At 70.2% G+C, this 13872-nt stretch carries 18 protein-coding genes; 15 read left to right on the top strand and 3 right to left on the bottom strand.

The genetic code is table 11. The features are described 5' to 3' along the window. Nucleotides 1-8 precede the first annotated feature (8 nt). Nucleotides 9-752 carry an MBL fold metallo-hydrolase gene (locus tag ACFYZR_RS03280; RefSeq protein ID WP_391904209.1) on the bottom strand — a complete coding sequence of 248 codons (744 nt, stop codon included), beginning with the start codon at nucleotides 750-752 and terminating at the stop codon, nucleotides 9-11. Between the two features lie 232 nt (nucleotides 753-984). Between ACFYZR_RS03280 and hrcA the strand changes: the two genes are divergently transcribed. The 13 genes from hrcA (at nucleotide 985) to ACFYZR_RS03215 (ending at nucleotide 11144) form a co-directional block, all read left to right on the top strand. Next, nucleotides 985-2001, top strand: a complete 1017-nt coding sequence (gene hrcA, locus ACFYZR_RS03275) for a heat-inducible transcriptional repressor HrcA (protein WP_229350864.1) — start codon at nucleotides 985-987, stop codon at nucleotides 1999-2001. Next, nucleotides 2002-3138: a molecular chaperone DnaJ gene (gene dnaJ, locus ACFYZR_RS03270; protein ID WP_391904206.1), complete on the top strand. Its 1137-nt coding sequence runs from the start codon at nucleotides 2002-2004 to the stop codon at nucleotides 3136-3138. A gap of 111 nt (nucleotides 3139-3249) precedes the next feature. Beyond that, the gene (locus tag ACFYZR_RS03265) at nucleotides 3250-4320 is read left to right on the top strand and encodes a nitronate monooxygenase (protein ID WP_391904203.1); all 1071 of its coding nucleotides are present in this window, start codon (nucleotides 3250-3252) and stop codon (nucleotides 4318-4320) included. Nucleotides 4321-4375: 55 nt separating this feature from the next. Next, on the top strand, nucleotides 4376-5125 hold the full coding sequence (locus ACFYZR_RS03260; RefSeq protein ID WP_391904200.1) for a 16S rRNA (uracil(1498)-N(3))-methyltransferase: 750 nt from the start codon (nucleotides 4376-4378) through the stop codon (nucleotides 5123-5125). Between the two features lie 32 nt (nucleotides 5126-5157). Beyond that, nucleotides 5158-5931: a response regulator transcription factor gene (locus ACFYZR_RS03255; RefSeq protein WP_391904197.1), complete on the top strand. Its 774-nt coding sequence runs from the start codon at nucleotides 5158-5160 to the stop codon at nucleotides 5929-5931. 259 nt (nucleotides 5932-6190) lie between these two features. Beyond that, nucleotides 6191-6982 (top strand): response regulator transcription factor, encoded by a 792-nt coding sequence (locus ACFYZR_RS03250; protein ID WP_391904194.1) that lies wholly within the window; start codon nucleotides 6191-6193, stop codon nucleotides 6980-6982. 81 nt (nucleotides 6983-7063) lie between these two features. After that, a complete protein-coding gene (locus ACFYZR_RS03245) occupies nucleotides 7064-7918 on the top strand; it encodes a response regulator transcription factor (protein ID WP_391904191.1) in 855 nt (284 codons plus the stop codon). A gap of 43 nt (nucleotides 7919-7961) precedes the next feature. Next, a complete protein-coding gene (locus ACFYZR_RS03240; RefSeq protein ID WP_391904188.1) occupies nucleotides 7962-8258 on the top strand; it encodes a hypothetical protein in 297 nt (98 codons plus the stop codon). Next, nucleotides 8224-8757 (top strand): DUF6879 family protein, encoded by a 534-nt coding sequence (locus ACFYZR_RS03235; RefSeq protein ID WP_391904185.1) that lies wholly within the window; start codon nucleotides 8224-8226, stop codon nucleotides 8755-8757. The genes ACFYZR_RS03240 and ACFYZR_RS03235 overlap by 35 nt, the downstream gene beginning before the upstream one ends. Before the next feature lie 15 nt (nucleotides 8758-8772). After that, nucleotides 8773-9642, top strand: a complete 870-nt coding sequence (locus ACFYZR_RS03230; protein ID WP_391904182.1) for a helix-turn-helix domain-containing protein — start codon at nucleotides 8773-8775, stop codon at nucleotides 9640-9642. 98 nt (nucleotides 9643-9740) lie between these two features. Further along, complete coding sequence (locus ACFYZR_RS03225; RefSeq protein WP_391904179.1) at nucleotides 9741-9965, top strand: DUF397 domain-containing protein; 225 nt, start codon at nucleotides 9741-9743, stop codon at nucleotides 9963-9965. Nucleotides 9966-10043: 78 nt separating this feature from the next. Continuing rightward, on the top strand, nucleotides 10044-10484 hold the full coding sequence (locus ACFYZR_RS03220) for a hypothetical protein (protein WP_391904176.1): 441 nt from the start codon (nucleotides 10044-10046) through the stop codon (nucleotides 10482-10484). A gap of 72 nt (nucleotides 10485-10556) precedes the next feature. Next, the gene (locus ACFYZR_RS03215) at nucleotides 10557-11144 is read left to right on the top strand and encodes a nucleoside deaminase (protein WP_391904174.1); all 588 of its coding nucleotides are present in this window, start codon (nucleotides 10557-10559) and stop codon (nucleotides 11142-11144) included. Here the strand turns inward: ACFYZR_RS03215 and ACFYZR_RS03210 are convergent. Both ACFYZR_RS03210 and ACFYZR_RS03205 read right to left on the bottom strand, forming a co-directional pair. Then, nucleotides 11110-11322 carry a DUF397 domain-containing protein gene (locus ACFYZR_RS03210; protein WP_391904172.1) on the bottom strand — a complete coding sequence of 71 codons (213 nt, stop codon included), beginning with the start codon at nucleotides 11320-11322 and terminating at the stop codon, nucleotides 11110-11112. The genes ACFYZR_RS03215 and ACFYZR_RS03210 overlap by 35 nt on opposite strands. 8 nt (nucleotides 11323-11330) lie before the next feature. Beyond that, the gene (locus tag ACFYZR_RS03205) at nucleotides 11331-12182 is read right to left on the bottom strand and encodes a helix-turn-helix domain-containing protein (protein ID WP_391904169.1); all 852 of its coding nucleotides are present in this window, start codon (nucleotides 12180-12182) and stop codon (nucleotides 11331-11333) included. A 141-nt stretch (nucleotides 12183-12323) separates the two neighbouring features. Here ACFYZR_RS03205 and ACFYZR_RS03200 point away from each other — a divergent pair, with 141 nt between their 5' ends. Both ACFYZR_RS03200 and ACFYZR_RS03195 read left to right on the top strand, forming a co-directional pair. After that, nucleotides 12324-12932: an ATP-binding protein gene (locus tag ACFYZR_RS03200; protein WP_391904166.1), complete on the top strand. Its 609-nt coding sequence runs from the start codon at nucleotides 12324-12326 to the stop codon at nucleotides 12930-12932. A gap of 214 nt (nucleotides 12933-13146) precedes the next feature. Next, nucleotides 13147-13692 carry a hypothetical protein gene (locus tag ACFYZR_RS03195; protein ID WP_391904163.1) on the top strand — a complete coding sequence of 182 codons (546 nt, stop codon included), beginning with the start codon at nucleotides 13147-13149 and terminating at the stop codon, nucleotides 13690-13692. Nucleotides 13693-13872 lie beyond the last annotated feature (180 nt).

Below are 13872 nucleotides of genomic sequence, written 5' to 3'. Positions count from 1 at the left end.
CACCACGGTCACGACACGCCGAAGCGCTCCGCCAGCGCGTCGCGCTGCGCCCGTACGAACGCCGCGTCCACCACCGCGCCGTGTCCCGGCACGTACAGCGCGTCGTCCCCGCCGAGGGACAGCAGCCGGTCCAGGGCCGCCGGCCAGGCGTGCGGGAGGGCGTCCGGCCCCGCCTGCGGTTCGCCGGACTCCTCGACGACGTCACCGCAGAAGACGACCTCGCGTTCCCCCGCGACCAGCGCGGCCAGGTCGTGCGCCGTGTGCCCGGGGCCGATGTTGGCCAGCAGCACCCGCCGCCCACCGCCGAGGTCGACCGTGACCTCCCCGGACACCGGGTGGTGGGGGATGACGAGGAGGTCCACGGCCTCGGCCGCGGTGTCGGGGTCCATGCCGTGCCGGACCGCGTCGTGCCGCAGCTCCTCCCCCTCCCGCTCCATCAGCCCGGCGGCGCCCACCGCCGCGTACACCTGGACGCCGGAGAACGCCGCCGTGCCCAGGACATGGTCGAAATGGGGGTGGGTGAGTGCGATGTGCGTCACGGGGAGCCCGAAGAGCTCCTGCACCTCGCGGCGGATCTCCACCCCCTCGTGGAGCGACGAACCCGTGTCGACGACGAGCACGCCGTCCGTCCCCGCGATCGCCCCGACGGTCGCGTCCCAGCCCGGCAACCTGCGGCGTACGACCCCGGGCGCGAGCCGTTCCCAGTGCTCCCCACCGGCGTGCGCGGTGCCGGCATCCCCTTGCGTCTGCATACCGCGACGCTAGCGGCAGAGCGGTACGGTTGCCTGCTGCGGCCCGGCCGCGGGCTCGCGGCGAGGACGGCCCTTGCCCTTGCCGTGGGGCCCGGCCGTACACTGGCTGGAGGGATCTGGCACTCGTGACCATTGAGTGCCAGGGGTGAAGACCCTGTGAGACCCGGTAAGAAACCGTAGAACCCGTACGGTCGTACGACGGCTGGACCACTGGACTGGAGGTGCGCGCGAGATGCTGAGCGAACGCAGGCTCGAGGTATTGCGCGCGATCGTCCAGGACTATGTCGGCACCGAGGAGCCCGTCGGCTCCAAGGCGCTCACCGAGCGGCACAAGCTGGGCGTCTCCCCGGCGACGGTGCGCAACGACATGGCCGCGCTCGAGGAGGAGGGCTTCATCGCCCAGCCTCACACGAGCGCCGGCCGGATCCCGACCGACAAGGGCTACCGCCTCTTCGTCGACAGGCTCGCGGGCGTCAAGCCCCTGTCGACGCCCGAGCGGCGCGCCATCCAGAACTTCCTGGACGGCGCCGTCGATCTGGACGACGTGGTGGCCCGTACCGTCCGGCTGCTGGCGCAGCTGACGCGTCAGGTCGCCGTGGTGCAGTACCCCTCGCTGACCCGTTCGACGGTTCGTCATGTGGAGCTGCTCTCCCTGGCCCCGGCCCGGGTGATGCTCGTCCTGATCACCGACACCGGGCGGGTCGAGCAGCGGATGGTCGACTGCCCGGCGCCGGTCGGTGAGAACGCGCTGGCGGATCTGCGCGCGCGGCTGAACAGCCGCGTCGTGGGCCGCCGGTTCACGGATGTGCCGCAGCTGGTGCAGGACCTCCCCGAGTCCTTCGAGAAGGATGATCGCGGAACCGTTTCCACAGTCCTCTCGACCCTGCTGGAGACGCTGGTCGAGGAGACCGAGGAGCGGTTGATGATCGGCGGTACCGCCAATCTCACTCGTTTCGGTCATGACTTCCCGCTGACGATCCGGCCCGTGCTGGAGGCGCTGGAGGAGCAGGTCGTGCTGCTCAAGCTGCTCGGCGAGGCCAAGGGCTCGGAGATGACCGTCCGCATCGGTCACGAGAACGCCCATGAGGGGCTGAACTCCACATCCGTCGTCGCTGTCGGCTACGGTTCGGGCGGCGAGGCCGTCGCCAAACTCGGCGTGGTCGGACCGACCCGCATGGACTACCCCGGAACGATGGGAGCGGTACGCGCAGTGGCACGTTACGTCGGACAGATCCTGGCGGAGTCGTAAGTGGCCACGGATTACTACGCGGTCCTGGGCGTCAGGCGCGACGCCTCCGCAGACGAGATCAAGAAGGCCTTCCGCCGTCTCGCGCGCGAGCTCCACCCGGACGTCAATCCGGACCCGAAGACCCAGGAGCGGTTCAAGGAGATCAACGCCGCTTACGAGGTCCTCTCCGACCCGCAGAAGAAGCAGGTCTACGACCTCGGCGGCGACCCCCTGTCCTCCTCGGGCGGCGCGGGTGCCGGCGGTGGCTTCGGCGCGGGCTTCGGCAACTTCTCCGACATCATGGACGCCTTCTTCGGCCAGGCATCGCAGCGCGGTCCGCGCTCGCGCACCCGCCGCGGCCAGGACGCCATGATCCGGCTGGAAGTCAGCCTGAACGAGGCGGCCTTCGGCACCACCAAGGACATCCAGGTCGACACCGCCGTCGTCTGCACCACGTGCAGCGGCGAGGGCGCGGCCCCGGGCACGTCCGCGCAGACCTGTGACATGTGCCGCGGCCGCGGCGAGGTCTCCCAGGTCACCCGGTCCTTCCTGGGCCAGGTCATGACGTCCCGCCCCTGCCCCCAGTGCCAGGGCTTCGGCACGGTCGTGCCGACCCCGTGCCCGGAGTGCGCCGGCGACGGCCGCATCCGGTCCCGGCGGAACCTGACCGTGAAGATCCCCGCCGGTGTCGACAACGGCACCCGGATCCAGCTCGCGGGCGAGGGCGAGGTCGGCCCCGGCGGCGGCCCGGCCGGCGACCTCTACGTGGAGATCCACGAGAAGCCCCACCCGGTCTTCCAGCGCCGCGGCGACGATCTCCACTGCACGGTCACCATCCCGATGACGGCGGCCGCGCTCGGCACGAAGGTGCCGCTGGAGACCCTGGACGGCGTCGAGGAGATCGACATCCGCCCGGGCACCCAGTCCGGCCAGTCGATCCCGCTGCACCAGCGCGGCGTCACCCACCTGCGCGGCGGCGGCCGCGGTGACCTCGTCGTCCACGTCGAGGTGACCACGCCGACCAAGCTGGACCCGCAGCAGGAGGAACTGCTGCGCCAGCTCGCCAAGATGCGGGGCGAGGAGCGCCCGACGGGCGAGTTCAAGCCGGGGCAGCAGGGGCTGTTCTCGCGGCTGAAGGACGCGTTCAACGGCCGTTAGTCGAAGTCTCGTCCTCAAACGCCGGACGGGCTGAATTCAGCCCCTCCGGCGTTTGAGGAGCGGGGTCCGGGGCGGAGCCCCGGGTTACGTCACTTGTGACACGATGTGCTCATGGCCCCGTTGAACGGACTGTTCGAGCACCCGATCGTGCAGGCCCCCATGGCCGGCGGTGTCTCCACTCCCGCCCTCGCCGCCGCCGTCTGCGACGCCGGCGGCCTCGGCTTCCTCGCCGCCGGCTACAAGACCCCCGCGGCGATGTACGAGGAGATCAAGCAGCTCCGCGCCCGTACGGCCCGCCCCTTCGGCGTGAACCTCTTCATGCCCCAGCCGCCCGCCGCCGACCCCGCGGCGATCGAGGTCTACGCCGAGCAGCTGGCCGGCGAGTCCACCTGGTACCGGACCCCGCTGGGCGAGACCGACCAGGGCTCCGACGACGGCTACGAGGCCAAGCTCGCCGTCCTCCTCGACGACCCCGTCCCCGTCGTCTCCTTCACTTTCGGGTGTCCCGACCGCACGGCCGTGGACGCCCTCGCCCGAGTCGGCACCGTGACCGTGGTGACCGTGACCTCCGTCGCCGAGGCGCTGGCCGCGCGGGAGGCGGGCGCCGACGCGCTCTGCGTCCAGGGCATAGAGGCCGGCGGCCACCAGGGCACCCACCACGACGATCCGCACGCCGACGGCGCGGGCGCCGGGGTCGGCCTGCTGGCGCTCGTGGCCGAGGTCCGGGAGGCCGTCCCGCTGCCCGTCGTCGCGGCCGGCGGACTGATGCGCGGCGCCCAGGTGGCGGCCGTCCTCGCGGCGGGCGCGAGCGCCGCCCAGCTCGGCACGGCCTTCCTCCCCTGCCCGGAGTCCGGGGCCCACGAGCTGCACAAGCGCGCCCTGACCGATCCGCTGTTCGTCCGCACCGAGCTCACCCGGGCCTTCTCCGGCCGCCCCGCCCGCGGCCTGGTGAACCGTTTCCTTCGGGAGCACGGCCCCTACGCCCCGGCCGCCTACCCCCAGATCCACTACCTGACCTCCGGCCTGCGCAAGGCGGCGGCCGCCGCCGGCGACCCCCAGGGCATGAACCTGTGGGCCGGCCAGGGCCACCGCCTGGCGCGGGAGCTCCCCGCCGGCGACCTGGTGCGGCTCCTGACGGCCGAACTGGACGCGGCCCGCACGACATTGAGCGCGCGGACGTGACCGGAGCAGTGGTGGACACGAGTGTGAATCGGCGCGGCGAGAGAGCGAGTACGTCATGACAGCCCCGGTCTTCCTGGTCGAGGAGGACGCCCTCACGGGTGTCTTCCCCGGCACCGTCTTCCCGCTGGACGGACCCGAGGGCCGCCACGCGGTCTCGGTGCGCCGGCTGCGCGTGGGCGAGGAGATCGTCCTGACCGACGGCTCCGGCACGGGCGTCCACGGCACCGTCGCCGCCGTCGAGGGCAAGGACCACCTGGACGTCGCCGTCACCTCCGTACGCTCCGAGCCGGAACCCCGGCCCCGGATCACCGTCGTCCAGGCCCTGCCCAAGGGCGACCGCGGCGAAGTGGCCGTCGAGACCATGACCGAGACCGGCGTCGACGCGATCGTGCCCTGGGCCGCCTCCCGCTGCGTCACCCAGTGGAAGGGCGAGCGCGGCCTGAAGTCCCTCGGCAAGTGGCGCGCGACCGCCCGCGAGGCCGGCAAGCAGGCCCGCCGCCTGCGCTTCCCCTCCGTCGCCGACCTCGCCACCACCCGGCAGGTCGCCGGGCTCCTCGCGGGCGCCGACTTCGCGGCCGTCCTCCACGAGGAGGGCAGCACCCCGCTCGCCACGGCGCCCCTGCCGGAGACGGGCGACATCGTGCTGGTCGTCGGCCCGGAGGGCGGCGTCTCCCCCGAGGAGCTCGCCGCCTTCGCCGAGGCCGGCGCCCACCCCTACCGCCTCGGCCCGAGCGTTCTGCGCACCTCGACCGCCGGCACGGCGGCCGCCGCCCTGCTGCTGGGCCGCACGGGGCGCTGGGGCTGACGGGCAGTGGAGCCGGGGGGCGGACGGCGGGGATGACGGCACGGACCCAGCAGCTCCAGACACGCGACTACGAGCGGATACTCGACCTCGCCGTCGCCGTTCTGGAGAGCGACGACCCCGAGTCGTCCTGGCAACTGATCACCTCGCAGATCCTGGAGACGGTGGGCTGCGACTCGGTCACCTTCTCGGTCGTGGACGTGGCCCGGCTGACCGGAAAAGTGGAGGGCTGGGCACCGCCGCGGCTCGCGGCGTTCGTCGGGGACCTCGTCCAGCGCCGGGTGACCCAGCGCCATCCGCTGGTGGCCTACACCCTGAGCGGCGAGGCGGAGCCGGTGACCGTCGGCGAGATCTTCGCCGGCTGGCGGCACACCCAGTGGTACAGCGAGGCGCGCCGGGACTTCGGCATCACCGAACAGATGGGCCTGCCCCTCCCCGGCGCCCCCGGCACGGCACGGCTGGTGCTCATGGGCCGCGACGGCCGGTTCCGCCCCCAGGACGTGGCCTTCGCCGCCCGCCTCCAGCCCCTGCTCATCGGCGCGGCCAACCACATCCAGGAACTGCGCCGCCTGCGCACCGCCGCCCCCGACCTCACCACCGCCCACCCCTCCGGGCACGGCCTGACACCGCGCGAACTGACGGTGCTGGGGCTGCTGGCGGAGGGCCTGACGGCGGCGGGGATCGCCCGCCGACTGGCGATCTCCCCGCACACGGTCAACCGCCATCTGGAGAAGATCTACCGGAAGCTCGGCACCAACAACCGCGTCTCCACCGTGCTCCTGGCCCAGCAGGCGGGCATCGTCCCCTGAACCGGCCCGGGGACACGGCCGGGGGTATGGCTACCTCCACCCCCGAGTGGGAAGTTCTTCCCATCGTGCGACCGAGGGCCCGCGTGCGACCCTGACAGGGACGCGCGATCGCGCCGACGCCGGCCACGGGGGATTCGACGTCGGCGCGATCCGCCTCCTCTTCGCCCCTCTCCCCCTCGCGGCCCCCGGGCCCCTTGGGGGCGTTTCCCGCAGCCGGTAGCATGCGGCGGACGGGGACCCGAGAGGGGACGGACCCGCCATGCCACGACGTCATGGACCCGGACTCCGGGCGCGGGACTACGAGTTCATGCTCGACCTCACCATCGCCGTCCTGGAGCACGACGACCCGGAGTCCCTCTGGCACCTCGTCTCCGCACACCTCGTCGACGCCCTCGGCCTCAACACGGTCGTCTTCGCCGCGATCGACCTCCACGCCCACCGCGGCGAGGCCCAGGGCTGGGCACCCCGGTCGCTCGGCCAGGGCGTGCAGGACGTGAACGACGTGGTCCAGCGCCGGGTCCGCCAGCACCACCCGCTGGTCTCCTACCTCGCCTCCCGCGCCCACCGCCCCGTGATCGTGCGCGAACTCACCGACAGCTGGCGCGACTCCGTCTGGTACAGCGAGGCCCGCCGCGACTTCGGCACCACCCAGCAGCTCGGCATCCCCCTGCCCGGCGCGGACGGCCCCCAGGGCGGCCTCGTCCTGGGCCGGACCGGCGACTTCTCCGAGCACGACCTGGCCTTCGCGACCCGGATCCAGCCCCTCCTGACCGCCGCCGACCGGCACATACGGGAGCTGCGGCGATTACGGGAGGCGGCGCCGCCCACCCTGCCGGGACGCCCGCCACCGCCGCGCCACGACCTGACGCCTCGCGAACTGACCGTCCTGGGCCTCCTGGCCGAGGGACTGACGGCCGACGGCATCGCCCGCCGCCTGACGATCTCGCCGCACACCGTCAACCGACACCTGGAGAAGGTCTACCGGAAGCTCGGCACGAACAACCGCGTCTCGACGGTGATGACGGCCAAGCACGAGGGAATCGTCCCATAAGGGAGAATTCCCACGCGCACGCCGCCCCGCCGATGGCCTGTAGCATGCGGCGGGCGGGGACCGAGAGGAAGCGGGCCCGCCATGTCAGGACTTCACGCGCGCGACTACGAGCACATGCTCGACCTCGTCATGGCCGTCCTGGAACATGACGACCCCGACTCCCTCTGGCACCTGATGGCCGGACGCCTCCAGGAAGCACTGGGCTGCGACACCGTCATCTTCGCCGGCATCCGCCTCGCCGAACGCACCGGCTACGCCCAGGGCTGGGCCCCCGACTCCATGGGCCCGGACGTCAGCGACGTCATCCGGCGCCGGGTCGAGCAGCGGCACCCCCTGATCGCCTATATGGAAGCCGCGGGCGCCGGCCCCGTGAGCATCACCCAGATCTGCGACAACTGGCGTAACTCCTCCTGGTACAGCGAGGCCCGCCGCGACTACGGCACCACCCACCAGCTCGGCATCCCCCTCCTGGGCTTCCCCGGCGAAATGCGCGCCGTCAGCCTCGGCCGCCGCGGCGACTTCACCGCCCACGAACTGGCTTTTACGGCGCGCGTCCAGCCGCTCCTGCTCCGTGCGGACCGCCACGTCCGCGAACTCGACCGCCTCCGCCGCGCGGTGGCCGACGCCGTCCCGGGGGCCGTGCCCCCGTCCCCGCCCGGACCCGGGCCCGGACCTGGATCCGGAGCCGGGTCCGGATCCGGCCTGGTGATCGCCCCGGCCGGCGGCCCGTCCCCGCCCCGCCACGACCTGACGCCGCGCGAGCTGACGGTCCTGGGCCTGCTGGCCGAGGGCCTGACGGCGGCGGGCATCGGCCGCCGTCTGACGATCTCGCCGCACACGGTCAACCGTCATCTGGAGAAGGTCTACCGGAAGCTCGGCACGAACAACCGCGTCTCGGCGGTCCTGGCGGCGAAGCGCGCGGGGATCGTGCCGTAGCCGCGCCCTCTTGACCGGGGCGGTGCAAAGGGCAGATCGTCACATGCACCTGATCGCATCGGGCTCGACACGGGAGGCAGCGATGGCGCTACTGTTCGTCGGGATCGACCCAGAGACGAAGACTGACCAGTGCCCTGCGGCGTGGGTAGACGTTGAGATGAAACCCGAGCCCGACATCCTCTTCCAGGGCTGGCTGGCAGACGAGAAGACCCTGGCCGAGTGCCGGAAGAACAGCCCTCACCCCGACACGGAAGCGGTTGTCCGGATGCCGTACCGGATGATCGACATCATCAGGAAGGCGTGCGATGCCGCAGAACAAGCCGCAGCGGGCAAGCTTTGAGGAACTGCTGAACTCGGCCACGCGCTCTGCGGTGCACCTGGAGATGCGTGACAGCTACGGCATCGCCGGCGAAGCCGAGGAGTTCGAGCAGTGGAAGCGTACCGGCGAAGTAGACCTTGACCCGGAGTCGGAGGGGTGGTCCCGCTGGACGTCGCTGGTACGAGGTGCTGTCGCCCGGGGCGTGGTCATGCGACGGGCCCGCATCGTCTCCGAGCCGGTGAGCGAGTACATCAAGTACGAGCACGCGACCACCGTTGTCAACGTCGGCGCGGGTGAGCAGGTTCGCTGGCTGCCGCGTCGGCGGGCATCGGACATCGCGCTGCCGGGGAACGATTTCTGGGTCTTCGACGATCACCTGGTGAGGTTCAATCACTTCACCGGTGATGGTGACGGCGCTGGCTTCGAGCACATCGAGGACCGGGCCGTCGCCGAGCTGTGCGCCAATGCTTTCGAAGCCGTGTGGGAGCGCGGCATCCCGCACGAGGAGTACAAGGTCTGACCCAAACCTCCAGCGTTGCCGGACAGCCAGATCATGCCTACTGTTCCCTCGTCCAGTGCCCAGGCAGCCCGTGAAGCCTTGGCAGGCCGCCTTAAAGAGATCAGGCGGGACGCAGGACTCACGGGTCACGATCTGGCTGTTCGCTGCGGCTGGCATAAGGCCAAGTCCAGTCGCATCGAAAACGCCAAGACGGCTCCTTCGGACGCCGACATCCGAGCGTGGTGTGCTGCCTGCGGCGCTGGAGACCAAGCCGCCGACCTCATCGCAGCCAACCGCGCTGTCGAGTCCATGTACGTGCAGTGGAGACGGCTTCACAGGAAGGAAACGCTTCGCCAGATCCAACAGAGTCGCGTTCCCCTGTATGAGCGCACGAAGCATTTCCGTGTGTACAGCTCCGGCCTCATCCCCGGGTTCCTCCAAACCGAGGGATACGCGACAGCGGTCCTTGAGTCGGCCGCGTGGCTGAGGGACCTCCGGGACGACATCCCCGAGGCGGTAGCGGCCCGTCTCGCGCGGGCTCGCGTACTCCGCGAGGGCAACCGGCGGTTTGTCATGCTCCTCGAAGAGGCAGTCCTCCGATATCAGTTGGGCGACGACGAGACGATGGTCGCTCAACTCAGACACTTGCTGTCGGTGATGTTCCTCCCCTCGGTCAGCCTGGGCGTGATCCCCGCCAAGGGGCAACGGCCTATCTGGACTGTGGAAACGTTCAACGTCTACGACGACGAGCACGTCAACGTCGAGCTGCTGACTGCCGAGGTCACCGTGACCGCTCCCGGCGAGGTGCGTGACTACCTCAAGACCTTCGCCGAACTGCAGAAACGAGCCGTGTACGGCTCCCGGGCGCGTGCGCTCATCACCGCCGCGATCGAAGCCCTCGACTAACTGGCCTGCAACCGGATGCAACTTTCTCGCACCGGGTACCCCCCTGTCCCTAGCGTCTCCTCATGACCGGGAACGGCCGACTACCAGGAAGGTTCGCCATGACTGACCTGTACGGGCTCGACATCGACGGCGCACGGTTCGCCACGGCGTGCGGGGGCAACACCCACCCCGACGGCGAATCGTGCGTCACCCTCGCCCGCATCGCCGAGGACGCCTTCGCCCTCGGTGACAGCAAGCGGCCCGACGCGCAGCCGCTGAGGTTCACCACCGCCGAGCTGAACGCGGCGGGTATCGACCCCGGCCGCTTCGGCCTCACGGCCTGACCGGCCCCGTAACCGGCGGCCCCCGCCTTCCGGAGGAGGCGGGGGCCGTCACCCACGTTCCCCGGACAGGAAGACGAGTTGCACGTTCACGGGTACCTCTGGGCCGGCGAGAAGGCCGCCTTCGACAAGGAGAGCGTCCGCCGCCCACCACCGTCCGTCCCACCGGCCCCCACCAGCCCCGACGAGGTACAGCAGCGCTACCGCGAAGCCGTCACCGCCTGGAAGACCACCGACATCCCGCCCATCGAGACGGCCCTGTGGCTGCTGAAACCACCCAGGCTGATCCAGGGCACATGGGACGAGCCCAAGGAAGCCGCCGAGTGGCTGGCGGAACGGCTGACCGAGCACACGCCCCGGCCGGCGGCCCTCGCCGCCTCCGCCGCCGAGCGGCTGGCACAGGGCGGTGACGTATCGCTCGGGTTCTACCTGCGCGGCACCTCGTTCCTGTCCGTGGCGCTGGTGACCTGCTCCCCGAACCGCGCCGAGCCGGAGCTGGGCTGCCCTCTGCGTGTCAGCTGAAATCCGCCTCTGGCTGGGTGACGTCCGGAGGATTCCGCTGTCATGTGATGCGGCGGGGGCGAGGATGGCGCGGTGACCTTCCTCTCGCGGCGACGCGTTCTGAGTCTTACGGCGGCCACGGCCGCCCCGCTCTCCCTGACCCGCGCCGTGCCGCCGCAGGCGCGTCCGCGCGCGTTCGATCCGGGGTGGTCCGGCGACTGGCCCCCGCCGCTGCGGGAGGCTGTGCTGCGGGCCATGCCCGCTGCCGTGGAGTACGCCCGGGCGGCGGCGAAGTGGCCTTACGGGGCGGTCCTCGTCGACGCCGAGACCGGCGCGGTCGTCGCCGGCGCGAGCAACACGGGCGAGAGCGGCGACCCCACCGCCCACGCCGAGACGAACCTCGTCCGCGAGGCGGTGGGGGGTGGGTTCGAGCTGTCGGAGCACGTCGTGGTGACCTCGGCCGAGCCCTGCCCGATGTGCGCGGGGGTGCTGGTGTGGGGCGGCGTGCGGGGAGTGGCCTATGGGACGTCGATCGCGAAGCTCGTGGGGTGGGGGGTGCCGCAGATCGACGTTCCGATGGACGAAATCTTCCGCCGGGCTCGCGGGTTGTCGCGGCCCGCGCTGGCTCGTGACGTGAGGGCCGATCTTACGGATCCGCTCTATCGGGGGTCGGGGGGATGAGGGCGCCGTCCTTTATGCGGGATATCAGGGGGCGGAGTCTTGCGGGGGTCGTGGTGAGGATGACGTCGGGGTCGTCGCTCTCGCGGAGGTGGATCCCTCCGGTGGGGGAGGGGGCCAGGTAGAGGCATGAAGAGTCGTCTCCGCTGTACGAGGACTTCTGCCAGGTGAAAACAGTCATGGTTTGCCTCAGAGTGCCTTCGCGATGCGGTGAATGAGGTCACGTGATGCGTCGGGAGGCAGCGCGACCTGCTCCATCCTGTCCAGCACCAAGCGATACCTCTCCAGCTTGGCGACAGCATCGATTTGCAACCCGCCGTAGGCGGCGTCCAGGACCACGGTGTCGAGCTGTGGCACGGGCCCGTGCATGTAGTCGACGCCGTGGCCGGAGATAGGAAAAGAGGTGCCGTCGAACGGGATTACCACGACGGTGACGTTGTCCCGATGGCTCACCTCTGTCAGATGTACAAGCTGGGCCTTGGCCGTCTCAGCTCCGCCGAACTGCATCCTCAGCGCGGCCTCGTGGATGATCGCCTTGAATGGGGCCGCGCCATCGCGGTAGACGACTTCCTGTCGCTTGATGCGGTGGGAGACTCGGTGTTCGACTTCGTGCGGCATCAGCTTCGGAACCGCTTCACGGAACACGGCGCGAGCGTGCTCCGGTGTTTGCAGTAGTCCGGGGATCGTAATGGCCTGGGCTGCCCGCAGCCCAGTGGCGTGATATTCGAACTCGGCGAGGTCGACCAACCCGGCCGGGAGGGTCTCGCGGTATTCCTCCCACCAGCCGCGCTTGCGAGTACCGACCATGGTGGTGAGCGCGTGGACCAGGGCCGTGTCCGAGCACTCGTAGTTGCGGGCCATAGTGCGCACGCGCTCGTCACTGACGCCGACACGGCCGGATTCGATGTTGCTGATCTGGGTCTGATTCGTTCCGAGCAGGCGAGCTGCCTCGGTTGATGACAGCCCCGCGCGCTCGCGCAGCTTGCGTAGTTCAACGCCCAGGCGGAGCTGCCGCGCTGTTACGTGGGGTCGGACAGGCATCCGCACCATTCCTCAGTCGTGCATAAGTTCGCTCGCATCGCCCATGCGAGTGGTTGGGGTTAGGTCTTAGGCGAAGCCGTGTTGGTGCTTATACGGATAGGGCTACGGTAGCGCCAACCAGCCACTCTCCCAGGAGACTTCATGGCAACCGTATCGCCGCCTCAGCCCTGGTCCTACCTCCTCGAACTGCCGCGCGACGCTCGCGCACCCGGCATCGCTCGCGTGACCATCCAGGCAGTCCTGGACAGTCACGCGCTGTCCGAAATCGCCGAGAAGGCAACCCTCTTGACCAGTGAGCTGGTCACAAACGCCCACCGGCACACCAACGGCCCGTGCACCCTCCGTCTCCACTGCCGGGAGGGCGACCGGCTCCGGGTGAACGTGTGGGACACGAGTCCCGTCGTGCCCGCGCTGTTCAGCCGCCGTGGTCGAACCGCGGAACCCGCCGCGCACGCGGAAGCAGGGCGCGGCCTCCGTATCGTCGAGCTGTGGGCCGACGACTGGGGGAGCCGCACCTACGACCGCCGCAGGTTCGGCAAGACGCTGTGGTTCGAACTGGCGCACCCGAAGAAGAAGTCCACGTCCCGGTGGATCTCGCCCGCAGGATGCACGGACTGCGTCGAACTCGAAGGCGCACGACGGAAGGCCGTGGCCGAGAAGCGCGCCCTGGACGAGATTCAGGACGCGTCGATCGCCATCCGCAGCCACTTCCGGGACACGCACCTGCTGCCGCAGTGGGACGTGCGGTGAGATCGAAGCCGTAGCGGGCGCTCGGGGCGGGGTTCGCACCCCGCCCCGCCCTGCCCGGCCTCCTGGCCGATTCGCGTGCTTCGCCTCGAATCGGCGTGCTGTAATTCTTCTGGTGCTCCATCGGGCCCGGGGGTGAGAAATGGCGAGGCCGCGTTTCCTCACACGGCGGAGCGGCGGCGGCCGGCCGCCCCCGACGGCCGAGGCGGCCACTCCCGTGGTGGAAGACCCGTATATGTGGCGGAGGCCTGGTCGGCTGGGCGAAGGGGCCGCGTACGACAAGGTGTTCACGGTCGCGGCACCGCTCTTGGCCGGTGCGAGCAGTGCACTGCTGGGGATCGTGATCGGGCAGCGTGAACCGTTCCGCTGGGCGGCACCCTTACTGATCGCGCTCACTCTGACGACGATCCTCATGATCGTGGCGCTGATGCTGGGGATGGTGGCCAGCCGGCACCTGTATTCCCGTCAGGATGTCGAGAACTGGTGGGGTCCGCTGGACAGGCTCCCTCAGGACCTTGCGAAAGACCTGGGGGAGGAGCAGAAGTCGGAATTCGCGGAGTGGTTCAGGTGGATGCGCCTGGCGCTGGCCGTTTTCTATTGGGGCCTCATGCTCATGGCCGTCAGTGGCGTCCTGGTCCTGGTGCCACCGGCGCATGAGGTGACGCCCCTGTGGCGCTGGATCGCCGCAGGATCGGTGGCGGTCTGCGGCGTACCTCTGGGTGGGCTGATCGTGAAGTCCACGAGGTTGATCATCAGGAAATGACGGCTCTGGATGCCGGCAAGGAGGAAAGTGATGCCCGGAGCGCTTCCTCGGCAATGTCCCAAGTGTGATGCCACTGAGGACAGGCGGGACCACTACCCCGGCTGCCCGCTGAAAAGGATGGGCATCCCGTTGTCGGAAGCCGTCACGATGACACAAGAGGAAGCCGATGAACGGCTGAGG

This window comes from Streptomyces sp. NPDC001678, assembly GCF_042892945.1.
Taxonomy (GTDB): domain Bacteria; phylum Actinomycetota; class Actinomycetes; order Streptomycetales; family Streptomycetaceae; genus Streptomyces.
This window is presented reverse-complemented; position numbering and strand designations above follow the sequence as displayed.